Below are 23,632 nucleotides of genomic sequence, written 5' to 3' on the forward strand. Positions count from 1 at the left end.
ATGGCGCGCCGACGCGACAGGCCGATAGTCGAACCCGTGCCGGGCGACCCGGCGGCCGTCGCGCGCCTCGGCCCCGACGCCGGCGGGGACAGAGCGCTCGTCGTCGCGGACTACCACGCGGGCATCGAGGCGGGCCTGCGCTACGAACGCGGCGTCGAACTCGACAGCGACGCCGACGTGCGGTTCGCCCGCCTCTCGCGACTGCTGGACGAGACGGACCCCGACCGACTCGTCGTGCTCGGGGACCTGGGCCACCGCATCGGCGACCCGCGCGGCGACGAGACCGAGGAGTTGGAGGCGTTCGTGGAGCGAATCACGAGGAGAGTACCGGTGACGCTCGTCCGCGGCAACCACGACGGCGGCATCGCGGAGGCGTTCGGCGACCGACTCGACGTGACCGACGCCGCGGGCGTCCGACTCGGCCGCGTCGGCTTCGTCCACGGCCACACGTGGCCCGCCCGCGAGGTGGTCGAGAGCGAGGTGGTCTGCGCGGCGCACGAACACCCCGCCGTGCGACTCGAAGACAGCGTCGGCGGCGGCCGGAAGGAACGCGCGTGGCTTCGCGGCCCGATGAACCCCGACCCCTTCGCGGCGCAGTTGGGCGTGGACGTGACCGACCTCGATTGGAAGACGCCCGAACTCGTCGTCTTCCCGGCGTTCAACGACCGCTCCGGCGGAACGTGGGTGAACGTCGAGGGGCAGGGATTCCTCTCGCCGTTCCTGCCGGCGGGCGTGTTCGACGCGGACGCGTATCTACTCGACGGGACGCGACTCGGGCCGTATCGGTCCGTGTGACCGCACGGGGAGCCGCGGGGTCGCTCGAAGACCGACGGTCAGTTCGCCGGCGACCGGTCGCTCCGGTCGGGTCCGCCCTCGTCCGTCCCCTCTCCTTCGGTCCCGCCCCGCAACTCGGAGAGCATCGACAGGACGGTCGAGTACCCCTCCAGACGGCCCTTCTCGTACTCGGTCAACTCCGCGTACGGGCGGTCGGGGTCGGCCCCCTCGGCCTCCCGGACCGCGGCCTCCATGCGGGCGAGCGTCTCGGAGTCCAACTCGGTCGGGTCGACGCCGCGTCGGGTCTCGGAGCGGCGCACCGACCCCGACGGGTCCATCTCGTACCCGTCGCCGTCGACTCGGACGACGCCCTCGTCGACCAGTCGGTCGAGCGCCTCCTTCGTCTCGGCCTGCGTCCCGTCCGCGAGGACGGCGAGGTACTCGGCGCTCCGCGGTTCCTCCAGTACCTCCACCGCGGAGACGACGCGTTCGCGCAGCGTGAACACGTGCGTCCACGAACCCGGAGACCACCGTGACCGCTTCATACCTTCCCGCTAGGTGTAGCTCCTTATGACTGTGGTGGCAGATTTCCTATATTTCACTCGTGAGAACGTATGAACAAGGCTGTCAGAACGTAATTTCAACGGACAGCGGGTAGAACGAGCGCGTTCGAAACCTGACGAGCAGTCGATAGGACGACGAGAGGAGGGGCCGACCACCCGGGTCAAGAGTACTGCCAGACGGTCCCAGCGGCGAAGAGAAGCGCCCCCAACGCTGACGCGTAGACGAGCAAGTTCCACTCGTCCGGGGTCTCGGCGGTTCCCGGACCGACCGTCTCGTAGGCGACGAAGGCAGCTACGAGGACGCCGCTGGCGAGGAAGAACGCCGAGGTGACCGTCTCTCCGTCGGCGTACGACAGCAGGCCGCGAGCGAGGCTCGTGAGCCCGAAGACGAGATGGGAGAGCGAGTACGCGAGGGCGGGACCGGCGAGCGGACGGGAGCGAGTTCGGGCGGAGGGGTTCACGGCGACCGCTTCGTTCCGTGGGGAGGTAACTGTCGGGGAATTGTCGTGAGGAGGGCGGTGCGCTTAATCCGCTCGCGCCGTTAGCAGTGTCGATGGGAGACGCGACGGCCGCGCAGGGTATGGACGCGTTTACGGCGCTCGGCGAGACGGTCCGCGCGGCGCTCTCCGAACGGGGCTTCACGACGCCCACGGAGCCGCAGCGACGGGCGATTCCGCCGATAGCCGCCGGGAAGAACGCCCTCGTCCTCGCCCCGACGGGGACGGGGAAGACGGAGACGGCGATGCTCCCCGTGCTGGACGCCATCGTCGACTCCGACCCCGACGAGCGCGAGGGCATCTCTGCGCTGTACATCACGCCGCTTCGCGCCCTCAACCGCGACATGCGCGAGCGCCTCGACTGGTGGGGCGAGGAACTCGATATCGAAGTCGACGTCCGCCACGGCGACACCACGCAGTATCAGCGGGGAAAGCAGGCGGACGACCCGCCGGACGTGCTGGTGACGACGCCGGAGACGCTGCAGGCGATGCTGACGGGCAAGAAACTCCGGAAGGCGCTCTCGGACGTGCGCCACGTCGTCGTCGACGAGGTGCACGAACTCGCCTCGGCCAAGCGCGGCGCGCAGTTGACTATCGGGTTGGAGCGCCTCCGCGCCCTCGCCGGGCCGTTCCAGCGCGTCGGCCTCTCGGCGACGGTCGGTTCTCCGGAGGAGGTGGGGAAGTTCCTCACCGGCGACCGACCCTTCGAGGTCGTGGAGGTCGACGCCGGGAGCAAGGTGGAGTTCACCGTCGTCCACCCCGAGATAACGCGCGAGGACCAGGAGTTAGCGGGGCGGTTGGCCTCCGAGGACGAGATGGCCAGCCACGTCCGCGTCATCCGCGACGTCGTCCGCGAGAACGAGTCAACGCTGGTCTTCGTCAACACCCGACAGACGGCGGAGGCCCTCGGGTCGCGGTTCAAGACGCTCGACGCGCCGATTGAGGTCCACCACGGGTCGCTCTCGAAGGACGTGCGCATCGACGTGGAGGACCGCTTCAAGGCGGGCGAACTGGACGCCCTCATCTGCACCTCCTCGATGGAACTCGGCATCGACGTGGGGCGGGTGGACCACGTCGTCCAGTACGGCAGTCCGCGCGAGGTGGCCAGACTCCTCCAGCGAGTCGGCCGCGCGGGCCACCGCCGCGACCAGACCTCGCGGGGGACCGTCGTCACCTCCTCCGCGGACGACACCCACGAGGCCCTCGCAATCGCGCGAAAGGCCGAAGCGGGGGAGGTCGAACCCGCGCGCATCCACCACGCCAGCCTCGACACCGTCGCCAACCAAATCGTCGGCGTCGTCATGGATTACGGCGAGGTGTCGGCCCGAGAGACGTACGAACTGATCACCGCCGCGTACCCGTTCCGCGACTTGGGAGAAGAGACGTTCCGCGAGATAGTGCGGGAGCTATCGGGCAACCACCTGCTCTGGATGGACGAGGAGAAGGACGTCCTGGAGAAGTCGGGCGGGACGTGGCAGTACTTCTACGCCAACCTCTCGATGATACCGGACGAGGAGACGTACGACGTCTACGACATGTCTTCCCGGAGACAAATCGGCACGCTCGACGAGCGGTTCGTCGTCAACTTCGCCGAACCGGGGGCGTCGTTCATCCAGCGCGGGGAGATGTGGCGCATCAACGACATCGACGAGGACGAGGCGGAGGTGAACGTCACGCCCATCGAGGACCCCGGCGGCGAGGTGCCGTCGTGGACGGGGTCCGAGATACCCGTCCCCGCGCACGTCGCGGGCGAGGTGGGCGAGATTCGCGAGACCGCCGCGCGGCAGTTCGCGGCGGGCGGGGAGCGAGGCGCCGTCGCCCGCGACTTCCTCGCGCGCTACCCGACGGACGAGCGGACCGTCTCGAAGTCGCTGAAGCCGACGGAGCGACAGGTCGAGGCCGGATTGCCGGTGCCGACGGCGGACCGGTTGGTCATCGAGGGGCAGGGGCGGAAGGTGGTGCTCAACTCCCCGTACGGCCACCGCGTGAACGAGACGCTCGGTCGGATGCTGGCCGCCCTCGTCGGCCAGCGCACCGGCTCTTCGATAGGTATCGAGACGGACGCCTACCGAGTGAAGTTCGAGGTGCCGCCGAACGCCTCCGTCCACGATTTCACGGAGGTGTTGGAGACGACCGACCCCGACCACGTCGAGGGCGTCCTCGAACTCGCCCTGAAGCACTCCGAATCCCTCAAGTTCACCCTCGCGCAGGTGGCCGCGAAGTTCGGCGCGCTGAAGCGCTACCAGGGGAACAAGCGCTTCGGCGGCGACCGACTGCTGGCCGCGTTGGAGGATACGCCCGTCTACGACGAGGCCGTCCGGGAGGTGTTCCACGTCGACCTCGCGGTGCCGGAGACGGCCGAGTTGCTCAGGCGGATTCAGGACGACGAGGTGGCCCTGGAGACGGCGCGCGAACGGACGCCCATCGGCATCGACGGTCGCTCCAGCGGTCGGGACCTGCTCGTCCCCGAGAACGCCGACGCGAGCGTGATTCAGGCCGTCCGCGAACGGATTCGGAACGACCGGGTCATCCTGCTGTGTCTGCACTGCACGGACTGGAAGACGACCAGGAAGGTGCGCCGCGTCCGCGACCAACCGGAGTGTCCCGACTGCGGCGCGACCCGCATCGCCTGTCTGAACCCGTGGGACGACGAGACGGTGAAGGCCGTCCGCGCCCCCGACCCCGACGAGGAACAGGAGCGACTGAAGCGCCGCGCGTACCAGTCGGCGAGTCTGGTCCAGAGCCACGGTCACAAGGCAGTCGTCGCCCTCGCCGCCCGCGGCGTCGGCCCGCAGACGGCCGCGCGCGTCATCGGCAAACTCCGCGAGGACGAGGACGACTTCTACCGCGACATCCTCGAACAGGAGCGGCAGTACGCCCGGACGCAGTCGTTCTGGGACTAGAGCTGCGGGTTTGCGATGGGCGATACGGTCTCGGGCGCGTTCGAGAACGTGACGACCGGAATCCGGCGACAGGCGGCGCAGCGAGTTCCAGCGACTACGACTCCTCGGAAGCCCCCGCCGTCTGAACTCCCGGGACTCGCTGCGCTCCGCTCGTTCGCTCCTGCGGTGCTTGCTTCGTCCGGGTTCGTCCGGACGGCGGCCCCTTCCAGTCCCGCCCGCGGCGGATGTCGACCTGTCGTCGCATACCGGAGAAACCGCCGCCGACGTCGGCGCCGGTACCGTGTCGAACGGTATCCCGACGCGAACCCGCGGGCGATTTATCCCGCACACGGGCGACGGTTCGCACATGCCGGACGACGCCCTCGGCACGGCGATGTGGGATTTCCTACACGGCGAATACGACGGGTCGTGCGTCCACGTCGACCCGGAGACGGGAGAGACGTGGGACGCGAACGTCGAGCAGTTCTACTTCGCGCCGTACGCCCGGTGGCCCGCGGAGACGAGAGCGTTCGTCGACGGACTGGCGACGCCGCTCCTCGACGTGGGGTGCGGCGCGGGTAACTACGCGCGCGTCGTCTCCCTCCGCGGCCGCGTCGCCGCCTTCGACGCGAGTCCGCTGGCCGTGCGAACGGCGCGCGCACGCGGCGTCGACGCCTTCGTCGCGGACATGTTCGACCCGCCCGTGCGCGAGAGTCGGTTCGAGACGGCGCTGGTGAACGGTACGCAGGCGACGCTGGCACGGTCCGACGCCGAACTCCGCGACTTCCTCCGCGAACTCGCGCGGGTCACGACGGCGACGGGCGAAGCGCGAGTCGATTCGTACGACCCCGAACGAGTCGGGGAGTCGCACGGGCACGCTCCGACCGAAGCGGACGGCGTCGGCCGCCGGCGGTTCCGCGTGGAGTACCGGAAACGCGACCTGGTCGGGCCGCGCTTGGAGTTCCGGACGGTTTCGCCCGCGAGACTTCGGGCCGTCTGCGAGGAGACGCCGTGGACCGTCGCGGAGACGACGTACCCCGGAGAGTTCGGTTACTACCGGGCGCGACTGGAGAAGTGAGGGAACCGGTCAGCGCCACGCGCCCGGCCGGGACGGGTCGCGCCGCGGGAGGAACGGCAGGGCGAACGCGACGGCGGCGACGAGGAGGAAGACGCCGAGGAGCAGCGGCGTCGTGACGATGGCGAGGGGAATCGTCCACCACGGCGCCGCCCCGGCGGCGACGCCCTCCAGCACGTCGGGTCTGGTGTTCAAGAGCAACAGCAGCATGAAGACGAACTCCGCAAAGGCGACGCGGAACAGACCCCGAAGGACCCACCACGTCGCCGAGAGCGGACCGCCGGTCAACTGACCCCACTCGTCCCGGACGCGACGCCGCCATCCGGAGGTGCTCACGGTCGGCCACCGCGGTTCGTGTGCCACGTACTCACGACTCATACTAGTGGGACGGTCAGATAAACCCGTATTGCGGGTCCGCGGGACTGTCGAGGGCGGCGACTACTCCTCGGCGGCGCCGCGGACAACGTCGAGAGCGGCGTCGAAATGCGCCTGCGTGATGCGAATCTCGTCGGCGTGGTCGTTCGCCTCCTCGCCGTCGTAGGCCTCCGCCACCTCCTCGATGGCGCGCATCGTCGCCTCGCGGCAGACGGCCTGGATGTCGGCGCCGGAGAGACCGTCCATGTGCGCCGCGAGTTCGTCCAGGTCCACGCCGTCGGCGAGCGGTTTCTCGCGGGTGTGGACGCCGAGGATGGCCCGCCGGGCGTCCACGTCGGGCGCGGGAACGAGGACGTGCGACTCCAGCCGACCGGGTCTGAGGAGAGCGGGGTCGAGGGCGTCTTTCCTGTTCGTCGCCGAGAGGACGACGACGTTGGGGTTGTCCGCCAGACGGTCCAACTCGGTCAGGAGCTGCGAGACGACGCGTTCGCCGACGCCCGAATCGGACCCCGCCGAGTCGCGGTTGGTCGCGATGGCGTCTATCTCGTCGAAGAAGACGATAGCCGGGGCGGCCTGCCGCGCGCGCTCGAACACCTCCCGCACGGATTTCTCGGACTCGCCGACGTATCTGTCCAGGAGTTCGGGGCCGGCGACGTGGATGAAGTTCACGCCGCTCTCGCCCGCGATGGCCCGCGCGAGGAGCGTCTTGCCCGTCCCCGGCGGGCCGTGCAGGAGGACCCCCGAGGGCGGCGTCGTGTTCGCCGCCTCGAACAGGGGCGCGTAGGTCAGCGGCCACGTCACGCTCCGTTCGAGGGTGCGCTTCGCCTCTTCCAACCCGCCCACGTCGTCGAACGTCGTCGTCGGCGCCTCGGCGACGTACTCACGCATCGCGGAGGGTTCGACGCTCGCCATCGCCGTCTCGAAGTCCTCGCGGGTCACCTCCAACTCCGAGAACTCGACTTTCTCGCCGCCGCCGCGGCGGGCGCGCCGCAGGGCGGTCATCGCCGCCTCCTTCGACAGCGACTCCAGGTCGGCGCCGACGAAGCCGTGGGTTCGCGCGGCCAGTCTGTCCACGTCCACGCCCTCCGCGAGCGGCATCCGCCGGGTGTGGACCTCCAGAATCTCGCGGCGGCCCTGCTCGTTCGGAACCCCTATCTCTATCTCGCGGTCGAACCGGCCGCCGCGGCGGAGGGCGGGGTCCAAGGAGTCCACCCGGTTCGTGGCGCCGATGACGATGACGTCGCCGCGGGCGGCCAGACCGTCCATGAGCGAGAGCAGTTGGCCGACGACCCGGTTCTCCACGTCGCCGCCGTCCTCGCGCTTGCCCGCGATGGAGTCTATCTCGTCGAAGAAGACGATGGCGGGCGCGTTGTCCCTGGCCTCCTCGAACTTCTCTCTGAGTTTCTCCTCGGATTCGCCCTTGTACTTCGACATGATCTCCGGACCGGAGATGGTGATGAACGTCGCGTCCACCTCGGTGGCGACGGCCTTCGCGATGAGCGTCTTGCCCGTCCCGGGCGGGCCGTGCAGGAGCACGCCCTTCGGCGGGTCGACGCCGAGGTGGGCGAACACCTCGGGTTCGGAGAGGGGGAGCTCTATCATCTCGCGGACGAGGTCCAACTCCTCGTCGAGGCCGCCGATGTCCTCGTAGGTGACGCCGGTCGGCTTGTCGGATTCCTCCTCGTCGCCGCCGGAGACGCTGGTGACGACGCGGCTGACGGTTCCCTGCTTCGAGAGTCTGAGCTTCGTGGAGGCGGTGACGCGGACCATCCCGTCGGGACTCGTCTCCTCGACGACGAACGGGTCCGAACTCAGCGTCTCGAAGCGTATCTGCCCGCCCGACTGGATGGGCCGGTCCTGTATCGCCCGCTTGATGAGTTCGACCGCCCGGTTGTCGTCGGTGAACGCCACGTCGTCGGGCATCGACAGCGTCACCGACCGGGCGTCGTCGACGTCCACTTTCCGAATCCGAACCGTCTCGCCTATCTTCGCGTCGGCGTTCGCCCGCGTGTCGGCGTCGACGAGGACGACGCCGTCCGGCGTGCCGCCGCCGGCGGGCCACACCTTCGCCACCGTCTCGCGGCCGCCCTCGACGACGACGGTGTCGCCGCTGAGGACGCCGAGACGCTGGCGCGCGGACTCGGGGAGGCGGGCGATGCCGCGGCCGGCGTCTCGCTTCTCCGCGCCGCGGACGGTGAGTTCGAGGCCCTCGTCGTCTGGCATACCACCGGCTTGGGGTGCCCCGGTCTTTACCCTTGCCCGACGGCCGCCGGGGGCGGCCGCGCGTGCCGCCGTCCGCCCGCCCGTCGGCCTCCCGTCCGGCAGAAACGTTATGGGTCGCGATAGCACATCACCCCGTATGGTCTCCACGACGGAGAGGGACGGAACGACCTGGTACCGCTGTGAGGAGTGCGAGATGCTGTTCGACGCGGAGTCCGACGCGAAGACGCACGAGGAGAACTGCGACGGCGAGGACGACAGCCCGTCGTACCTGCAGTAGATCGGAAACGACGCTACAACTCTTCGAGCAGTCGCTCGGCGTGGTCGCGCGACTGCGCTCGCTCCCAGCGCACCCGCGCGGCCTCCCCGTAGGAGAGTTCCTCGCGGAGTTCGTCGGGGAGGAAGCCCGCGGCGGCGCGGAGCACCTCACCGTCGTCGTCCCCGAACTCGACGACGCCGTAGGCGTCCGGGGCCGACCCGACGGTCTTCCGTTCGAGCGGTTTCCAGCGCTTTCGGAGCGCCATCACTCGCTCTCGCCCTCGTCCTCGTTCTCGCTCTCGGTCACGAACTCGTAGGAGGTCTCCGCCCAGTCGTCTTCCTCGAAGACGAACACGCGGCCGCGGGCCACCTCCGGGTCGGCCTCGATTTCGGTGCGCATGCTCTTCGTCCGGCGGACGCGGACGCCCGGGAACAGTTCCTCCTCCTCGTCGGCGCCGAGGACGACCCGACCGACGCCGCTGGCTTCGAGGATGTCGTCGTCGGTCTTCAGGTCGTTCACGTACATCATCACGCCCTCCGTCTCCGTGGGGTCGGTCACGAGGACGTGCGTCTCCCGTCCGGGGGCGGTGGTGAGCGTCCCGGTGACCGCCTCCGGCACGCCGCGGTAGAGGGTCGTCCGGCCGTCGAGGTACTCGACCTGCACGCCGTGGTCGAGCAGTTCGACGCCGAGGGTGCTCGGCGCCACGTCGTTTCGCGCGCTCATGCCCCCGGGTTGTGCGGGTACGGTGAAAAGGTGCGCGATACCGACGGTCGGTCGACCGCGGCCCCGCGGTCACGCTCGACTGCGCTCGACTCCGGGGTCCCGCCCGACCGGCCGGCCAATACGGCGGAGACCGCTACACCTTTGCCTCCGCTCGATTCCGTACAGGTATGCACGGCCGCGCAGTCGCGCTGGGAGCGGGGACGATTCTGAACGCCCTCTCGACGGGGTTCGGGTCGGCCTTCGCCATCGACGCCGAGACGAGCGCCACCGTCGAACTCGACGAGTCGGGGACGGTCACCGGGTCCGTCGCGGAGGACGTCGACGCCGACACGCGCCTCATCGAGCGGTGCGTCGAACTCGCGGTCGAGCGGTACGGCGAGGGGCAAGAGGAGTACGGCGGAACGGTCCGCACGGAGAGCGACGTGCCGATGGCCGCCGGTCTGAAGAGTTCCAGCGCCGCCGCGAACGCCGCGGTGCTGGCGACGGCGGACGCCCTCGGCGCGGACCCCGACCGGACGGAGGCGTGCCGACTCGGCGTGCGGGCCGCCCGCGACGCCGGCGTCACGGTGACGGGCGCGTTCGACGACGCCTCCGCGTCGATGCTCGGCGGCGCGACGGTGACGAACAACGACGGGGACGAACTGCTCTCGCGGGACCCCGTCGAGTGGGACGTGCTCGTCTGGACGCCCGAGGAGCGCGCCTACAGCGCCGACGCGGACGCGGAGGCCTGCGCGAGCGTCGCCCCGATGGCCGAACTCGTCGCCGAACTAGCGTTAGAAGGGCGGTACGCCGAGGCGATGACGGTCAACGGCCTCGCGTTCTCGGCGGCGCTCGGATTCTCCGCCGACCCCGCCGTTGAGGCGATGCCCCACGCCGCGGGCGTCTCCCTCTCCGGCACCGGTCCGAGCGTCGTCGCCGTCGCGGACCGAGAGGCCGACGGCGACCCGTTGGGACGAGTCCGCGACCAGTGGACGGAGCGAGACGGCGAGACGTGGCGGACCACGACCCGGAACGACGGAGCACGCGTACTATGACACGAGACACAGAGACCGACGCGCCGAAGAACGACCAGCTAACGAAGCGAGCCGACGACATGACGCTCGACGAACTCCGCGGGGAGATAGCCGACATCGACCGCGAAATCGTCGAACTCATCGCTCGACGGACGTACGTCGCCGACACGGTGGCGCAGGTGAAAGAGGAGCGCGACCTTCCGACGACCGACGAGGGCCAGGAAGACGTCGTGATGGACCGCGCCGGCGAGAACGCCGAGCGGTTCGACGTGGACTCGAACCTCGTGAAGGCCATCTTCCGGCTGCTCATCGAATTGAACAAGGTCGAGCAGCGCGAAAGCAGGTAGTCGGATTCGGCCGCTTCAGTGTTTCTATGGGCCGTTTAACGGCCGTATCTCTTTCCGGTAGCTGCCTCTTCAACCGGATCGGTGAGTGATGAGGCCGTCCTATCGTCGTCTCAGACGCTGAATCGAAGAACGACTTCGTGGTAACCGGCGAACCTCCGCAGTAAGACGCTCACGACCCTCTCGCACGCCGACGTTCGGTACAACGGCACCGAAGACCACCGCTCTGAGTTCCCCGCGACCCACCGGAGCGGAACACGACTCGACTGAACGGTCCGACCCGACGGCACGTCTGTTTGGCCCCCATCCTTTTGCCTCGACGCCGTGTCGACGGTACGCACTAGATGCAAGCGCCCGAAATACTTCTCCGTCTCGTCGCGGGTGCCGCGTTAATTCTCGCCAACGGGTTCTTCGTCACCATCGAGTTCGCGCTGACCCGCGCGCGGCAGTATCCCGAATCGGAGTTCATGGAGGCCGGTCTCGAACGCGCCTGGGAGATGACCGAGGAACTCGAAATCTATCTCACCGGCTGTCAGGTCGGCATCACCGCCTGCAGCATCGGACTCGGTATCGTCGCCGAACCCGCGCTCGCAGCGATGTTCGAGCCGGTGTTCGGCGGGACGGTTCTCGCGTCCATCGGTGCGGGCGTGATTCTGGCGTACATCGTCGTGAGCCTGGTACACAAGATATACGGCGAACAGGCCCCCACCTACCTCGGCGTCGAGCGCTCGAAACAGGTCTGTCGGTACTGCGCGACGCCGCTGTACTGGTTCACGTGGGTCATTCGACCGATTCTCCGCGTCGGCGACTGGGTGGCGAAGTGGACCCTCTCGCTGTTCGGCGTCGAGATGACCGGCGCGTGGCTCGAATCCGAGGGCGAGGAAATCGAGGGGCGGACGGACCTCCACCGAGAGCTCGGTTCGATACTCGACGACAGCGAGATTCCCGAAGAGCGCCGTCAGGAAGTGATGAACGCGTTGGCGGTCGAGGAAATCCCCGTCCGTGACAGCATGGTGCCGCGCGAGGAAATCGCCGCGCTCTCGACCGAGAACACTCCCGAGGAGAACCTCGCGGTTATCGAGGAGCACCCGTATCTCCGCTTTCCGCTGGTCGGCGAGGACGTAGACGACTTCCGCGGTATCGTGTACCTCGCGGCCATCACGAACCAGTTCGAGGCGTTCAAAAACGGTGATATCGACATCGAAGACCTCGCCGAGTCGCCGATGACGCTACCGGCCGACGAGGAGATCAGCGACGCCATCGACCGCTTCCAGACGGAGGACCAGGAACTCGCGCTCGTCACCGAGGAGGGCAGGGTCGTCGGTCTACTCACCTCGACGGACGCCTTCGAGGAGGTCATGGGCGGACTCGAGGACCCCATCGACGTCTACCAGCGCGAACGACCCGCGGGCGACGCGTCTGGGCTGGACTCTCGAAGCGACCCGGCTTGACACGTCTCGCGAGAACCGGATTCGTCGTCGCGCGAGGAATTAGTTATCGGGCAAACTGCTTTTCCGTGTCGCCATTCACGTAACGCATCATGCCGATGACTGCGTTCGAGATGTTCATCAGGCTCACCGCCGGTCTGTTGCTCATTCTCGCCAACGGGTTCTTCGTCGCCATCGAGTTCGCGCTGACGCGCGCCCGACAGTACTCCGAATCGGAGTTCGTGGAGCCCGGTCTCGAACGCGCCTGGGAGATGACGCAGAACTTGGAGATCTACCTGACCAGCTGTCAGATAGGGATTACGTTCTCGAGCATCGCGGTCGGTATCGTCGCCGAACCCGCGCTCACGGCTATCTTCGAGCCGCTGTTCGGCGGGACGGTTCTCGCATCCGTCGGCGCGGGAGCCATCCTCGCGTTTCTCATCGTCAACCTCGTCCATCTCACCCACGGCGAGCAGACCCCTACCTACCTCGGCGTCGAGCGCTCGAAACTGGTCTGTCGGTACTGCGCGACGCCGCTGTACTGGTGGACGCGAGCCATCTGGCCGGTTATCCAGTTCGGAGACGGAGCGGCGAAGTGGACTCTCTCGCTGTTCGGCGTCGAGATGACCGGCGCGTGGCTCGAAACCGAAGCCGACGTCATGGAGGGGCGCGCGGGTCTCTACAAGCGCTTCGGCTCGGCTCTCGACGCCGGAAACGTCTCCGCGGAACGCCGGCAGGAAGTGATGAACGCGCTGGCCGTCGGCGACATCCCGGTCGAGGGGATCATGGTCCCGCGCGAGGAGATCGTCGCGCTCTCGACCGAGAACACCCCCGAGGAGAACCTCGCGCTCGTCGAGAAACACTCCCACTCTCGCTACCCGCTGGTCGGCGAGGACGTGGACGACTTCCGCGGCATCGTCTATCTCCCGGCGATCACGAACAACTTCGAGGGCCTCGTGAGCGGCGATATCGACATCGAAGACCTCGCCGAATCGCCGATGACGCTGCCGGCCGAGGAAGGAGTCAGCGACGCCATCGACCGCTTCCAGGCGGAAAATCAGGAGCTCGCCTTCGTCACCGAGGAGGGCAGGGTCGTCGGCCTCCTGACCTCGACGGACGCCTTCGAGGAGGTCATGGGCGACCTCGAAGACCCGATAGACGAGCGAGCGGAGCGCGCGCGTCGCGGGGCTGGACCCACTGGGACCTGAGGCGGCCCGGAGTTTCCGGGCGGTCGTCGTGAATTCTGTGTGAACATCGGGCCTTGCCGACGTCTTCGGCGGTCAGTCGCTCGACGAAGTGCTCGTCAGTTCGTCTGAGACCTGTCACGGATTTTAGCCACCCGAACAAGGTCGAGTGCCGAGAGAGCCGCTAGCAAGTAGCACAGATACGGAACGTACTTGCGGACTGTCCCCCTCCGCTCACTCGTGAGGTGATGCGTATTAACGACGACAATCGGCATCCTGGTTCGGGGCATCGTCCTCGGATTCTCGATTGCGGCCCCGGTCGGTCCGGTCGGAATCCTGTGCATCCAGCGAACGCTCTCTGAGGGGCGGCTCTCGGGCTTCGCCAGCGGACTCGGAGCCGCGTCCGCGGACGCCGTATACGGGGCGATTGCGGGCTTCGGAATCACGGTGCTGTCGTCGCTCCTGCTCGACCACCGGACGGGTATTCGGGTCGGTGGTGGACTTCTCCTCTTGTATCTCGGCGTGCGGTCGTTCCGCGCCGAACCGGCGGAGACGGCGGTTTCAACCGCTGACGTGCGGGGTCTCCTCGGAGACTACGGTTCGACGTTCCTCCTGACGATAACGAACCCGGTGACCGTCATCGCTTTCGTCGGCATCTTCGCCGGATTGGGCGTCGGCGTGTCGGGGGACTACTCCGACGCCACCGCGTTGGTCGGCGGCGTCTTCCTCGGCTCTTCGCTCTGGTGGCTCGCCCTGAGTGCCGGCGTGAGCCGCTTCCGTTCCCGGTTCACGCGCTCGGTCATGCGTCGAGTGAGCCAACTGGCGGGTGCAGTCCTCGTCGGGTTCGGGTTACTCGCCATCTGGGGCGTCCTCTAACCCCGCTCGTGCTCCGGATGCTCGGAAGAGCGGGAAAACACGCGTAATCGTCTCGCACGGGGACGGGTTCGAGATAGAAGAACGTCACCTACCGGGGAACCGCTTCCGCCGCGAGAGCGTCGGTTCGCCGCGTCCGGAGGTGGTAGCAGAAGACGGTCCACGCGAGAGCGTAGAGAACGAGCGGGCCGTTCCACGGCGTGTCGACCTGACCCAGCACGTACCAGGTGAACGCGACGGATACCGGAAGTCCGACGGGGAGCGCCGCGACCAACAGCCACGCGCCGAGGCGAGGCACCGTCGCGGCGTCGGTACGGAGCATCGAGACGCCGAAGACGAGGGCTCCGACCATGGCGACGAGCCACCCCACGAGGAACGCGAGACCTCCCGCCTCGGATCCGAGCGCGAACGCCGTCATCGTGACCGCCGTGGCTATCCAGCCGACGGCCATGACGCCGAATCCGACCCTCGCGAGGGTACCGAACCAGTGGCGCTCGCTCAGGTAGAGCGCCGGGAGACCGACCGCCAGGAGGACCATCGCGATGGCTCCGAGGGGGTTGACGACCGCCCACTGGGCGTCGCTCAGTCCGAGGTGGGTCGCGACCCCGAGAAGCGCTAGCAGTACGCCGCCGACCAGTCCACCCGTCGCGCTGATTCGCATCCAACGTCCCGTCTGCACGTCCGCCGTCCGCCGCTGTTCGTACTCGCCCATCTCGATCACTCGAATCTCACCTCGTCGGACACCCGACTCGGTCAGAATCACCGTCTAGATGGGTCGCTCGGATAATAATCTCATCGCGGTATCCGCCGCTTCCGTCCGCACCGTCCGATACTCCGACGGTCCGCTCACGCTCCGCGCGCCCGCCGGGCGAGTTCGTAGGCGGCCGTCGCCGGGAGCGTCACGGCGAGGAGGACGAACACGACCTCTCTGACGGCGAGTCCCGTCGCCGTCGAGGCGGCGTAGAACACTAGCGCTCCGGCGGCGACGACGCCGACGACCGTCGCGACGTACTCCGGGTCGGTCCACGAGGCGGGGTCGGGGGACGACACGGGACCGTTTACGCGCTCCCTCCCGTTGCGTCTGTCGGTGATGGCAGCGAGAGTTCACGACACCGCGGGCGAACGCGCCGGAAGGCGTCGCGGCCGGGTCGCTCGACCGAGGCCCCAAGTTACTTCGCTCCGTGTCCCCGCAGCGTACCCATGTCGTTCGACTCCGACGCGGTTGAGGCGGTCGCGTTCGACTCGTACGGAACGGTCGTCGACGTCACGGCGGTCGAGGGACCGCTGTCCGAGTACACCGACCGCGCCGAGGACGTCTCGAAACTCTGGCGGGAGCGCTCGCTGCAGTACGCGATGGTGGGCAACGCCATCGAGGAGTACGACTCCTTCTACGCCATGAACCGCCACGCGTTCCGGTACGCCCTCGACGAGGTGGGCGTCGACCTCTCGGAGGACGAACGCGAGGACGTGCTCTCGACGTACCACGAACTGCCGCTCTTCGACGACGTGCGCGAGGGAATGGAGCGGTTGGACGACGCGGGGTACGACCTCTACGTCGTCTCGAACGGTAGCCAGGACATGCTCGATTCGATGGTCGACCACGGCGACCTCGGGGAGTTTCTCGCCGACACCGTCAGCGCCGACGAGGTGGAGCAGTTCAAGCCGGACGCCGCCCTCTACCGCCACGCCGCGGAGCGAATCGGCGCGCCGATAGAGGACATCGCGTTCGCGGCCGCGGGGTGGTGGGACGTGCCGGGAGCGATTCACGCCGGCATGCAGGGCGTCTGGGTCGACCGGCAGGACACGCTCTGGGGACCGTACGAGACGGACCCCGACCTGACCGTCGAGACGTTCGTCGAACTGGCCGACGAGTTCGGGGTCTGAAACCGGCGGACGCCGAGACTCCCGCGAGTTCATCTCCTCGAAGCGCCTCCTTCCTCTCATGCCGACGATTCGCGCGAACGGGGTCGACACCTACTACGAGCGTCGGGGTAACGGTCCGACGGTGGTGTTCGTCCACGCCTCGATGCTCGACCACTCGGTGTGGGACGAACAGGTCGAGGCGCTCTCGGACGGGTACTCGACGGTGACGTACGACCTGCGCGGGCACGGCCGGACGGGTCCGTCCGCGGAACCCGAGTACGCGGTGGACCTCTACGTCGCGGACCTGCGCGCCCTCCTCTCCGAACTCGGGGTCCGAAAGCCCGTCCTCTGCGGACTCTCGATGGGCGGGACCGTCGCGCTGACGTACGCGGCGACCTACCCCGACGACCTCTCCGGACTCGTGCTCGTCGACGCGTTCGCCCCGGAGTTCCGCTCCCGCGGCGAGTGGTTCCTGCGGCGCGTCGCACTGAGCGCCCTCGTCCCGCCGGTTCGACTCCTCGGACTCGAACGCGTCGAACGGGCGAACGTGTGGCTGACCGCCCGACTCTTCCCGGGCGCGGACGGCGACTACGGGAACGTCGAACGCCTCCGCGAGGCGGGGCCGCGGATGGCCACCGAGGAGTTCGCGAAGGTGGTGCGGTCGATGGCGCGGCCCCGCGACCCGCCGGTCGACCTCTCGGCGGTGTCGGCGCCGACGCTCGTCCTCTACGGCGAACGCGACCTCCCGTTCGTCAGACTCCACGCGGCCCGCTTCGCCGCGCGCATCCCGACGGTCGAGGTGGACGAGGTGCCGGACGCCGGCCACGCCGCGAACCTCGATGCCCCCGAGTACGTCACCGCCGCCGTCCGCGCGTTCCTCGACGGCCTCGGCCTCGGAGCGGACGCGGGGGAGTCGACGGGGACGGAACGGCGGGCGGGAACGAACGGGCGACTTTCCGACGACGCCGGCGGGGAAACCGGACCCGAGACGCGATAGTCGACAGTAGTCGATAGGCGCGATGCGCGCGTTCGCCGGAAGCCGAGCGTACCGCGCACCGTTATCTCGCCACGCGACCAACAGTCTTCGGTGATCGAACGTGAACGACACACGCGGAGAACGCGCGACCGACGGCCGAACTCGAAGCCGCCGGCTGGTCGCGGGTCCGCTCGCCCTCTTGGCCGGGTACGCCCTCCTCAGACCGCGGCTGAACAACTGGGGAGCGACGGCCGACGAGAGAGACGCGACGCTGCCGGGCGACGAACTCGTCCCGCGCCCGAACTACCAGACGACCCGCGCGGTGACGGTGGACGCCCCGCCCGAGGACGTCTGGCCCTGGCTGGTCCAACTCGGCGCCGGGCGCGGCGGCCTCTACAGCTACGACTGGCTCGACGTCCTGTTCGGCGTCCTCGACGCGCCGAGCGCCGAGCGAGTCCTCCCTCAGCACCAGCGCCTCGAAGCGGGCGACGAGATATCGCTCGGCGCCGAGGGCGGGGGACTCCTCGTCGAACGCGTCGACCCGGAGCGGGCGCTGGTCACCGTCTCGGAGGCGTTCACCGACGGAACGCTCACGTGGGTGTTCGCCCTCGAACCGCTGGCGGACGGGCGGACGCGACTGCTCACGCGGAACCGCGCGCGGGTCGAGTGGTCCCCCCGCGCCGTCCTGACGCTCCTCGGTCTCGAACCGGCCGCGTTCGCCATGACGAGGAAGATGCTCCTCGGCATCAAGCGACGGGCGGAGCGCGAGGCGGTGCGCATCGCCGTGGGCGTCGACGCCGATATCGCCGGCCGCCGTTGATTCGCCGGTCGTGTCGCCGCTAGACGGGGGTATCCTCGCGGGGCGCCGCGGCGTCTCCGACTTCTCCCTCGACGAACGCGGCGAAGTCGGCGGCGAACCGTTCGACCTCCTCCCAGTCCGTATACTCGTAGTCGCGCGAGGTGTCCACGTCGCCCGTCGACTCCGCGGCGATGCGCTTCATCAGCGCGCGCTTGAGGAACCCGTACTCGGAGTAGCGGAGGGCGCCGCCGAGGACGGCGACCCTATCGGGGTCCCACTCCGTCTCCCGGAGGAAGTCGTGGGCGGCCCGGGCGGCCGCCTCCTCGTTGTCCACCGCGGACAGACACACCTGGACGAACGCCGTCGGTCTCGACGCGAGTTCCTCGCGGTGGGCGCGGACGAACCGCCGGACGCCGCGTTGGAGTCGTCCCGCGTGGACGGACCCGCCGACGAGGACGGCGTCGTAGGCGTCGAGGTCGAACCCGCGGGGCAGTCGCTTCACGTCGACGGCCTCCGCCTCGTGCCCCCGTTCGCGCAGGGCGTCGACGATGCGGTCTGCGACCTTCGCGGTCTGTCCCTCTCCGGTTCCGTACGCGACGAGCGTGGCTGTCATCTCGGTCACCGAGCGGAGAGACGCCTCGCAGGGCGATAACCACCGACTGCGGTTCTCTCCGACGGAGAAACGCGAGGCCGACGCGGCGGACCCCGCGGACGGAGCGAACGGGCGGACGCGACGGGGGAACGCGTATCTCGTCGCCGAGCGTACGCGGCGCATGCAGGGTCGAGGATACACCCGGGAGCCGTTCTCGCCGCGGCGGCGGGCGACGGTCGACGCCATGCGGATGGCCGGGCGGCGCAACGACGTCCACGGCCTCGTGACGTTCGACGTAACCGAGGCGCGGCGGCGCATCAGGGAGCGAGAGGCCGAGACGGGCGAACGGCTCTCGTTCACCGCGTTCGTCGCGTACTGTCTGGCGCGGGCCGTCGCCGCCGACCCGCGGGTGCAGGCCTACCGCGACTGGCGGGGACGACTCGTCGTCTTCGACGACGCGGACGTGATGGTGGTCGTCGAACGGGAGGTGGACGGCGAGCGCGTCGGCCTGCCGCACGTCGTCAGGGCGGCGAACCGGCGGTCGCTCCGGTCGATTCACGACGAGATTCGGACCGCCCAGCGGGCCCCCGAACCGACCCATCGAAACCGCTGGCTCAACTTGGCCGCGCGCCTCCCCGGACCGGTTCGTCGGCTGTTCTACCGACTCCCGCGGCGGGCGCCGGGGTACTGGAAGCGCGCCGCGGGGACCGTCGCCGTGTCGTCGGTGGGGATGTTCGGCACGGGCGGCGGGTGGGCGGTAACGCCGACGAACTACGCCCTGCAACTGACGGTCGGCGGCGTCTCGCGGCGGGCGGTCGTCGTTGAAGACGGCGACGGCGGCGACGGCGGCGGTACGCGCGAAGGGGAAGGGCGCGTCGAGACGCGGGAGTTCCTCCACGTCACCGCGACGTTCGACCACGACGTGGTCGACGGCGCTCCCGCCGCGCGGTTCCTCGAACGCCTCCGGGAACTCGTGGAGTCGGCGCGCGGACTCGACGGCGACGAGGGCGCGTCCGGGTGAGCCGTCGACCCGGGGACGTCCGTCGGTAGTTCCCGTGTGTCGAGAGTGATGTCGGTGTTCTAAGCCTTCTGCGGGCGTACTCGCCCCATGGCTCTGTACGCGCTCGACAATCTGGACGACGCGCTGGACGCGACCCGAGCGTTCCTCTGGCCCGTCGACCGCACGACGTGGGTGAAACTTGCGCTCGTGACGCTGTTCGTCGGCGGTCCGGGGGCGAACTTCGGCGGCTCTCAGTACTCCGCCGGCGGCGGCGACGGCGGCGCCGTCCCCGGAACCGTTCCGCCGACCGACTTCGGTCCGCGGGCGTGGCTGCTCGTGGCCGGCGTCGTCGGCGTTCTCGTACTGCTCGCACTCGCGTTCGCCTTCGTGGGGTCGGTGATGGAGTTCGTCTTCGTCGAATCGCTCCGGAACCGCGCGGTGACGGTTCGGCGCTCCTGGGGCCGCCGGTGGCGTCAGGGCGCCCGGCTCTTCGGATTCCGGTTGATTCTCGGGCTGTTCACCCTCGGAGCCGTGCTCCTGTTCGCGGCGCCGTTCGTCCTCCCGCTCTTGGGCTTCGACGCCGGCTTCGTCCCGGCCGGCGGCGCGCTCTTGGGACTGCTGGTCGTCCTCGTCCCGGTGTTCGTCGTCCTCGCCGTCGTCGTGTCGCTGGTGGACGGCTTCACCACCGCGTTCGTCGTCCCGATAATGCTGCTCGAAGACTGCGGCGTCCTCGACGGCTGGCGGCGCCTCTGGCCGACGATACCGGCGCAGTGGACGCAGTACCTCGCCTACGTCGTCGCCGGGTTCTTCCTCTCGCTCTTCGGCGGCCTCCTCGTCACCGTCGTCACCGCGGTGCTGGCGTTCGCGCTGCTCGTCCCCTTCGGCCTCCTGTTCGCCCTCGGCGTCGCGTTGCTCGTCTTCGTCTTCGAACCGCTCGGAATCGCGGCGCTCGTCGCGTTCGGCGTCCTCTACGCCCTCGCGGTGGTCGCCGCCGCCGCCCTCGTACAGGCGCCCGTTCAGACTTACCTCCGCTACTACGCGCTCCTCGTCCTCGGCGACGTGGATTCCACCTTCGACCTGATCCCCGACCAGCGACGCGCCGTGCGCGGGGAAGACGGCGACCCCGCCGTCTGAACCCGGCCGCGCCGCGTCGACCTCTCGGGGTCGTCCCCCGGCGAGCGAAATATGTACTTCCGGATGTATGTCAATAAAAGAATACGGTTATACGCACGGCCGCGGTAAGGGGCGCATGCGCGGAAAACTCGCGGCCGCCGTCGGCGTCCTCGTCGCCCTCGCCGGCGTCGTCTCGGTGGCGACGACCGGGGGCGAACTCTCCGAGGCGGTCATGTGGGGCGTCGCGGCCCTCGTCCCGGCCGGTATCGTAGCGCTCGGCGCCCTCCCGTCGGGGTACTCAACCGACGATAACTGACGGCCGACGGCGCGATCCGCCGTCCGACTCGATTCGGATTCGCGGCTCTTCGACGTTAATTTATTCTTTCACGAGTTTATTTCTTTACCCGCGGCCATAAACGATTATTAGTTATGGTCTGTCGGCGTACACATGGCGTCCCAACCGGCGGACAGTCCTGAGACTGCGAATAGAGGCACAGTGCGTCCGTATCGGCGTAACGCGGGATGTGAGCGCGAGACGGACGGCGGTGGTCGGAGATGACGGGTCGTCTCCGAACGGACCCAATCGCGGCGCGACGCGCCGCGCGGACCCCTCGATGAGCCGAGAGACCAGCGTCAGCCGACGGCGGTTCGTGAAGGCCGTCGGCGCCGGAAGCGCCGTCGCGGCGTCCAGCGTCGCCGGCTGTATCGCCCGGGCGGAGTCGAACCCGAACACGGTCCAAATCGCGGCCAACACCGACCTCAAGAACATCTCCGGACAGGTAGAACGGAAGCTGAGAGAGGTCGGGATGCCCGACGAGATATCGATAGAGATCATCGCCGGGACGGCCTCGACCGGCGCCCGCCAACAGCAGTACAACCGGTGGCTGTCGGCGAACCTCCAACAGCCGTCGCTCCTGATGATGGACAGCGGGTGGACGATTCCGTTCATCGTCCGGGACCAACTGGCGAACCTCACGGAGGTGATGCCCGACGTCGCCGAGATGGTCAAGTCGAACTACTTCCAGACGTTCACCCAAACGGCGACGAGCGAGCAGGGGCACCTGCACGCGGTCCCGCTGTTCCCGACGACGGGGAACATGCTCTACCGGAAGGACCTGGTCAAAGAGGCCGGGTACAGCCCCGACCAGGAGGGGTGGGCGACGAACCCCATCTCCTGGCAGAAGTTCTCGGAGGTGACGAAGGAGGCGCGCGAGCAGTCCGATACGAGACTCGGCTTCACCTTCCAGGGCAGGGCTTACGCGGGACTGTCCTGCTGTGACTTCCGCGAGTTCACCGGCACGTGGGGCGGGTCGTACTTCGGTTCGACCGAGAACCTGTTCGGACCCGTCGGCGAGCGACCGGTCACGGTCGACTCCGAACCCGTCGTCAGGGCCTCGCGGATGGTCCGCACGTTCATCGACGGCGACGCGAACAACGCCCTGGAGTCGGTGACGGGGGATATCGCCCCGCGGACCGTGCTCCAGTGGGAGGAGGAGTCCTCCCGACAGCCGTTCGCCGCGGGCAACGCCGTCACGCACCGCAACTGGCCGTACGCCATCGCCATCAGCGGCGCAGAGGACGCGTTCGGAGAGGACCTCGGCGTGATGCCCATCCCGTACGGCGTCACGCAAGAGGAGGCGAAGTTCGACGGCTACGGCGGGTCCGTCTCGTCGCTCGGCGGCTGGCACATGGCGCTGAACCCGAACGCGGCGCGACCCGAGGCGGCGAAGGAGGTGCTCCGGGCGATGACCGACGAGCGGTTCCAACTGTTCCTGTTCGAGACGCTCGGCTACCTCCCGCCGCGCCGGTCGCTGTTCGAATCCCAGCGCGCTCAGCAGGTCCCGGTGATGGGGCGGTATCTGGAGACCCTGAAGTACACCGTCGAACACTCCATCCCGCGCCCCGTCACCGTCGCGTGGCCCCCCGAATCGGCGAAGATAGCACAGCAAGCGAACGCGAGCTTCACCGACCTCAAAGCACCACAACGGGCGATGAACCAGTTAGCACAACAGATACGAGAGATAGAGGAAGCCTCGGAGCGAGACGAACAGTCGCGGGACGGCCGAATCGTGGCGGGAGGACGGTGAGCCCCGATGTCGACCGAGACAGGCTCGCAGTCGGAATCGAACTCGCTGTCGCCGCTCGCCAGCGGTCAGCGCTGGGTGGAGAACCTCAGCGACACGCAGTTCGCCTACCTGCTGTTGGCGCCGTCGCTCCTCATCTTCGCCGTCATCGCGTTCTGGCCGCTGGCGCGGACGTTCCAGATGTCGCTGTACGCCAACTCGCTGTACGGCGCCGAGCGACTGGGCGACTTCGTGGGCCTACAGAACTACGTGCGGCTCCTGACGGGCGACCTGAACTCCTCGCTCCCGCGGCCGTTCCTCGACCTCGCCCAACCGTTCACCAGCGCCGTCATCGTCACGCTCGTCTTCACCGTCGCGAGCGTGACGCTGGAGACGATAATCGGCTTCGGGCAGGCGCTCGTCCTGAACCAGGACTTCCGCGGGCGCCGCTGGGTCCGCGTCGCCATCATCCTGCCGTGGGCCGTGCCCATCGTCATCCAGGGGATGATATTCTACCTGCTGTTCCAGCCCACGGTCGGCTTCCTCGTCGAACCGCTCCACCAGCTGGGGCTGTTCTCGACGACGCCGCAGGCCAACAGCCTCGACTCGCTCATCATCGTCATCGTCGCCGACGTGTGGAAGACGTCGGCGTTCATGGCGCTCATCATCCTCGCCGGTCTGCAGAGCGTCGACCGCTCGCTGTACGACGTGGCGAAGGTGTCGGGCGCCTCGAAGTTCGAGGCGTTCAAGACGGTGACGCTGCCGCTGGTGCTCCCGTCGGTGCTCGTGGCGATGCTGTTCCGCACCATCGGGGCGATGCGCGTCTACGGCCTCATCACGACGGTGTCCTCGTGCAACACGGTGCCGTCGCTGTCGTGTCTCGTCGTCCAGACGTTCAGCACGAGTCGGTACGCCGCCGCCGCCGCCGTCGCGTTCGTCACGGCGGCGCTCATCGGACTGGTCGTGACCGTGTACATCGTCAAGTTCGCCGACGTGCAGGGCGCGGGGGGGATCTGA

At 68.5% G+C, this 23,632-nt stretch carries 27 protein-coding genes; 17 read left to right on the plus strand and 10 right to left on the minus strand.

Going from position 1 to position 23,632, the window contains the following annotated elements:
• Window positions 1-795 (plus strand): metallophosphoesterase, encoded by a 795-nt coding sequence (locus tag NDI79_RS02070; RefSeq protein WP_310926791.1) that lies wholly within the window; start codon window positions 1-3, stop codon window positions 793-795.
• Between the two features lie 38 nt (window positions 796-833).
• On the opposite strand, the gene NDI79_RS02075 is transcribed toward NDI79_RS02070, so the two are convergent.
• Entirely contained in the window at window positions 834-1,319 is a 486-nt protein-coding gene (locus NDI79_RS02075; protein WP_310926792.1) for a DUF7342 family protein, read from the minus strand.
• Between the two features lie 179 nt (window positions 1,320-1,498).
• Window positions 1,499-1,798 carry a hypothetical protein gene (locus NDI79_RS02080; RefSeq protein ID WP_310926793.1) on the minus strand — a complete coding sequence of 100 codons (300 nt, stop codon included), beginning with the start codon at window positions 1,796-1,798 and terminating at the stop codon, window positions 1,499-1,501.
• A 92-nt stretch (window positions 1,799-1,890) separates the two neighbouring features.
• Here NDI79_RS02080 and NDI79_RS02085 point away from each other — a divergent pair, with 92 nt between their 5' ends.
• Window positions 1,891-4,737, plus strand: a complete 2,847-nt coding sequence (locus NDI79_RS02085; RefSeq protein WP_310926794.1) for a DEAD/DEAH box helicase — start codon at window positions 1,891-1,893, stop codon at window positions 4,735-4,737.
• A gap of 94 nt (window positions 4,738-4,831) precedes the next feature.
• Here NDI79_RS02085 and NDI79_RS02090 read toward each other — a convergent pair whose 3' ends face one another.
• Window positions 4,832-4,981, minus strand: a complete 150-nt coding sequence (locus tag NDI79_RS02090; RefSeq protein ID WP_310926795.1) for a hypothetical protein — start codon at window positions 4,979-4,981, stop codon at window positions 4,832-4,834.
• Between the two features lie 102 nt (window positions 4,982-5,083).
• Between NDI79_RS02090 and NDI79_RS02095 the strand changes: the two genes are divergently transcribed.
• Window positions 5,084-5,794, plus strand: a complete 711-nt coding sequence (locus NDI79_RS02095) for a class I SAM-dependent methyltransferase (RefSeq protein WP_310926796.1) — start codon at window positions 5,084-5,086, stop codon at window positions 5,792-5,794.
• 9 nt (window positions 5,795-5,803) lie between these two features.
• On the opposite strand, the gene NDI79_RS02100 is transcribed toward NDI79_RS02095, so the two are convergent.
• Together NDI79_RS02100 and NDI79_RS02105 are read right to left on the minus strand one after the other, a co-directional pair.
• On the minus strand, window positions 5,804-6,169 hold the full coding sequence (locus NDI79_RS02100; protein ID WP_310926797.1) for a hypothetical protein: 366 nt from the start codon (window positions 6,167-6,169) through the stop codon (window positions 5,804-5,806).
• Window positions 6,170-6,229: 60 nt separating this feature from the next.
• Complete coding sequence (locus NDI79_RS02105; protein WP_310926798.1) at window positions 6,230-8,389, minus strand: CDC48 family AAA ATPase; 2,160 nt, start codon at window positions 8,387-8,389, stop codon at window positions 6,230-6,232.
• A 136-nt stretch (window positions 8,390-8,525) separates the two neighbouring features.
• Here NDI79_RS02105 and NDI79_RS02110 point away from each other — a divergent pair, with 136 nt between their 5' ends.
• On the plus strand, window positions 8,526-8,666 hold the full coding sequence (locus NDI79_RS02110) for a DUF7128 family protein (protein WP_310926799.1): 141 nt from the start codon (window positions 8,526-8,528) through the stop codon (window positions 8,664-8,666).
• Window positions 8,667-8,679: 13 nt separating this feature from the next.
• On the opposite strand, the gene NDI79_RS02115 is transcribed toward NDI79_RS02110, so the two are convergent.
• Both NDI79_RS02115 and NDI79_RS02120 read right to left on the minus strand, forming a co-directional pair.
• Window positions 8,680-8,910 carry a DUF7508 domain-containing protein gene (locus NDI79_RS02115; protein ID WP_310926800.1) on the minus strand — a complete coding sequence of 77 codons (231 nt, stop codon included), beginning with the start codon at window positions 8,908-8,910 and terminating at the stop codon, window positions 8,680-8,682.
• Window positions 8,910-9,368 (minus strand): DUF5796 family protein, encoded by a 459-nt coding sequence (locus NDI79_RS02120; RefSeq protein WP_310926801.1) that lies wholly within the window; start codon window positions 9,366-9,368, stop codon window positions 8,910-8,912. The genes NDI79_RS02115 and NDI79_RS02120 overlap by 1 nt, the downstream gene beginning before the upstream one ends.
• 167 nt (window positions 9,369-9,535) lie before the next feature.
• Between NDI79_RS02120 and NDI79_RS02125 the strand changes: the two genes are divergently transcribed.
• The 5 genes from NDI79_RS02125 to NDI79_RS02145 all read left to right on the plus strand — a co-directional run bounded on the left by NDI79_RS02125 (window position 9,536) and on the right by NDI79_RS02145 (window position 14,212).
• Window positions 9,536-10,402 carry a shikimate kinase gene (locus NDI79_RS02125; RefSeq protein WP_310926802.1) on the plus strand — a complete coding sequence of 289 codons (867 nt, stop codon included), beginning with the start codon at window positions 9,536-9,538 and terminating at the stop codon, window positions 10,400-10,402.
• On the plus strand, window positions 10,399-10,728 hold the full coding sequence (locus tag NDI79_RS02130) for a chorismate mutase (protein ID WP_310926803.1): 330 nt from the start codon (window positions 10,399-10,401) through the stop codon (window positions 10,726-10,728). The genes NDI79_RS02125 and NDI79_RS02130 overlap by 4 nt, the downstream gene beginning before the upstream one ends.
• A gap of 341 nt (window positions 10,729-11,069) precedes the next feature.
• Window positions 11,070-12,176 (plus strand): CNNM domain-containing protein, encoded by a 1,107-nt coding sequence (locus tag NDI79_RS02135; RefSeq protein WP_310926804.1) that lies wholly within the window; start codon window positions 11,070-11,072, stop codon window positions 12,174-12,176.
• 95 nt (window positions 12,177-12,271) lie between these two features.
• Window positions 12,272-13,360, plus strand: coding sequence for a CNNM domain-containing protein (locus NDI79_RS02140; RefSeq protein ID WP_310927614.1), 1,089 nt, complete (start codon window positions 12,272-12,274; stop codon window positions 13,358-13,360).
• A 318-nt stretch (window positions 13,361-13,678) separates the two neighbouring features.
• Window positions 13,679-14,212 (plus strand): LysE family translocator, encoded by a 534-nt coding sequence (locus NDI79_RS02145; protein WP_310927615.1) that lies wholly within the window; start codon window positions 13,679-13,681, stop codon window positions 14,210-14,212.
• 88 nt (window positions 14,213-14,300) lie between these two features.
• On the opposite strand, the gene NDI79_RS02150 is transcribed toward NDI79_RS02145, so the two are convergent.
• Together NDI79_RS02150 and NDI79_RS02155 are read right to left on the minus strand one after the other, a co-directional pair.
• Entirely contained in the window at window positions 14,301-14,921 is a 621-nt protein-coding gene (locus NDI79_RS02150; protein WP_310926805.1) for a hypothetical protein, read from the minus strand.
• Between the two features lie 134 nt (window positions 14,922-15,055).
• Window positions 15,056-15,259, minus strand: coding sequence for a hypothetical protein (locus NDI79_RS02155; protein WP_310926806.1), 204 nt, complete (start codon window positions 15,257-15,259; stop codon window positions 15,056-15,058).
• A gap of 150 nt (window positions 15,260-15,409) precedes the next feature.
• On the opposite strand from NDI79_RS02155, the gene NDI79_RS02160 reads away from it, so the two are divergent.
• The 3 genes from NDI79_RS02160 to NDI79_RS02170 all read left to right on the plus strand — a co-directional run bounded on the left by NDI79_RS02160 (window position 15,410) and on the right by NDI79_RS02170 (window position 17,868).
• Entirely contained in the window at window positions 15,410-16,093 is a 684-nt protein-coding gene (locus tag NDI79_RS02160; RefSeq protein WP_310926807.1) for a haloacid dehalogenase type II, read from the plus strand.
• 58 nt (window positions 16,094-16,151) lie between these two features.
• Window positions 16,152-17,069 carry an alpha/beta fold hydrolase gene (locus tag NDI79_RS02165; RefSeq protein WP_310926808.1) on the plus strand — a complete coding sequence of 306 codons (918 nt, stop codon included), beginning with the start codon at window positions 16,152-16,154 and terminating at the stop codon, window positions 17,067-17,069.
• 100 nt (window positions 17,070-17,169) lie between these two features.
• Window positions 17,170-17,868 (plus strand): SRPBCC family protein, encoded by a 699-nt coding sequence (locus tag NDI79_RS02170; protein ID WP_310926810.1) that lies wholly within the window; start codon window positions 17,170-17,172, stop codon window positions 17,866-17,868.
• A 19-nt stretch (window positions 17,869-17,887) separates the two neighbouring features.
• On the opposite strand, the gene NDI79_RS02175 is transcribed toward NDI79_RS02170, so the two are convergent.
• Window positions 17,888-18,460 carry a flavodoxin domain-containing protein gene (locus tag NDI79_RS02175; RefSeq protein WP_310927616.1) on the minus strand — a complete coding sequence of 191 codons (573 nt, stop codon included), beginning with the start codon at window positions 18,458-18,460 and terminating at the stop codon, window positions 17,888-17,890.
• 160 nt (window positions 18,461-18,620) lie between these two features.
• Between NDI79_RS02175 and NDI79_RS02180 the strand changes: the two genes are divergently transcribed.
• The 5 genes from NDI79_RS02180 to NDI79_RS02200 all read left to right on the plus strand — a co-directional run bounded on the left by NDI79_RS02180 (window position 18,621) and on the right by NDI79_RS02200 (window position 23,632).
• Window positions 18,621-19,460, plus strand: a complete 840-nt coding sequence (locus NDI79_RS02180; RefSeq protein ID WP_425499578.1) for a 2-oxo acid dehydrogenase subunit E2 — start codon at window positions 18,621-18,623, stop codon at window positions 19,458-19,460.
• 87 nt (window positions 19,461-19,547) lie between these two features.
• Window positions 19,548-20,573, plus strand: a complete 1,026-nt coding sequence (locus NDI79_RS02185; RefSeq protein WP_310926812.1) for a DUF7544 domain-containing protein — start codon at window positions 19,548-19,550, stop codon at window positions 20,571-20,573.
• Between the two features lie 115 nt (window positions 20,574-20,688).
• Entirely contained in the window at window positions 20,689-20,868 is a 180-nt protein-coding gene (locus tag NDI79_RS02190; RefSeq protein WP_310926813.1) for a hypothetical protein, read from the plus strand.
• 298 nt (window positions 20,869-21,166) lie between these two features.
• A complete protein-coding gene (locus NDI79_RS02195; RefSeq protein WP_310926814.1) occupies window positions 21,167-22,639 on the plus strand; it encodes an extracellular solute-binding protein in 1,473 nt (490 codons plus the stop codon).
• A gap of 6 nt (window positions 22,640-22,645) precedes the next feature.
• Window positions 22,646-23,632, plus strand: a complete 987-nt coding sequence (locus tag NDI79_RS02200; RefSeq protein ID WP_310926815.1) for a carbohydrate ABC transporter permease — start codon at window positions 22,646-22,648, stop codon at window positions 23,630-23,632.

The sequence above is a fragment of the Halogeometricum sp. S3BR5-2 genome, from assembly GCF_031624635.1.
Taxonomy (GTDB): Archaea; Halobacteriota; Halobacteria; order Halobacteriales; family Haloferacaceae; genus Halogeometricum; species Halogeometricum luteum.

What these genes read in the sequence shown, in the direction of transcription:
- NDI79_RS02070 (WP_310926791.1), top strand. Translation starts at nt 1, where the DNA reads ATGGCGCGCCGACGCGACAGGCCGATAGTCGAACCCGTGCCGGGCGAC.
- NDI79_RS02075 (WP_310926792.1), bottom strand. Translation starts at nt 1,319, where the DNA reads ATGAAGCGGTCACGGTGGTCTCCGGGTTCGTGGACGCACGTGTTCACG.
- NDI79_RS02085 (WP_310926794.1), top strand. Translation starts at nt 1,891, where the DNA reads ATGGGAGACGCGACGGCCGCGCAGGGTATGGACGCGTTTACGGCGCTC.
- NDI79_RS02090 (WP_310926795.1), bottom strand. Translation starts at nt 4,981, where the DNA reads ATGCGACGACAGGTCGACATCCGCCGCGGGCGGGACTGGAAGGGGCCG.
- NDI79_RS02095 (WP_310926796.1), top strand. Translation starts at nt 5,084, where the DNA reads ATGCCGGACGACGCCCTCGGCACGGCGATGTGGGATTTCCTACACGGC.
- NDI79_RS02100 (WP_310926797.1), bottom strand. Translation starts at nt 6,169, where the DNA reads ATGAGTCGTGAGTACGTGGCACACGAACCGCGGTGGCCGACCGTGAGC.
- NDI79_RS02105 (WP_310926798.1), bottom strand. Translation starts at nt 8,389, where the DNA reads ATGCCAGACGACGAGGGCCTCGAACTCACCGTCCGCGGCGCGGAGAAG.
- NDI79_RS02110 (WP_310926799.1), top strand. Translation starts at nt 8,526, where the DNA reads ATGGTCTCCACGACGGAGAGGGACGGAACGACCTGGTACCGCTGTGAG.
- NDI79_RS02115 (WP_310926800.1), bottom strand. Translation starts at nt 8,910, where the DNA reads ATGGCGCTCCGAAAGCGCTGGAAACCGCTCGAACGGAAGACCGTCGGG.
- NDI79_RS02120 (WP_310926801.1), bottom strand. Translation starts at nt 9,368, where the DNA reads ATGAGCGCGCGAAACGACGTGGCGCCGAGCACCCTCGGCGTCGAACTG.
- NDI79_RS02125 (WP_310926802.1), top strand. Translation starts at nt 9,536, where the DNA reads ATGCACGGCCGCGCAGTCGCGCTGGGAGCGGGGACGATTCTGAACGCC.
- NDI79_RS02130 (WP_310926803.1), top strand. Translation starts at nt 10,399, where the DNA reads ATGACACGAGACACAGAGACCGACGCGCCGAAGAACGACCAGCTAACG.
- NDI79_RS02135 (WP_310926804.1), top strand. Translation starts at nt 11,070, where the DNA reads ATGCAAGCGCCCGAAATACTTCTCCGTCTCGTCGCGGGTGCCGCGTTA.
- NDI79_RS02140 (WP_310927614.1), top strand. Translation starts at nt 12,272, where the DNA reads ATGACTGCGTTCGAGATGTTCATCAGGCTCACCGCCGGTCTGTTGCTC.
- NDI79_RS02150 (WP_310926805.1), bottom strand. Translation starts at nt 14,921, where the DNA reads ATGGGCGAGTACGAACAGCGGCGGACGGCGGACGTGCAGACGGGACGT.
- NDI79_RS02160 (WP_310926807.1), top strand. Translation starts at nt 15,410, where the DNA reads ATGTCGTTCGACTCCGACGCGGTTGAGGCGGTCGCGTTCGACTCGTAC.
- NDI79_RS02165 (WP_310926808.1), top strand. Translation starts at nt 16,152, where the DNA reads ATGCCGACGATTCGCGCGAACGGGGTCGACACCTACTACGAGCGTCGG.
- NDI79_RS02175 (WP_310927616.1), bottom strand. Translation starts at nt 18,460, where the DNA reads ATGACAGCCACGCTCGTCGCGTACGGAACCGGAGAGGGACAGACCGCG.
- NDI79_RS02180 (WP_425499578.1), top strand. Translation starts at nt 18,621, where the DNA reads ATGCAGGGTCGAGGATACACCCGGGAGCCGTTCTCGCCGCGGCGGCGG.
- NDI79_RS02185 (WP_310926812.1), top strand. Translation starts at nt 19,548, where the DNA reads ATGGCTCTGTACGCGCTCGACAATCTGGACGACGCGCTGGACGCGACC.
- NDI79_RS02190 (WP_310926813.1), top strand. Translation starts at nt 20,689, where the DNA reads ATGCGCGGAAAACTCGCGGCCGCCGTCGGCGTCCTCGTCGCCCTCGCC.
- NDI79_RS02195 (WP_310926814.1), top strand. Translation starts at nt 21,167, where the DNA reads ATGAGCCGAGAGACCAGCGTCAGCCGACGGCGGTTCGTGAAGGCCGTC.
- NDI79_RS02200 (WP_310926815.1), top strand. Translation starts at nt 22,646, where the DNA reads ATGTCGACCGAGACAGGCTCGCAGTCGGAATCGAACTCGCTGTCGCCG.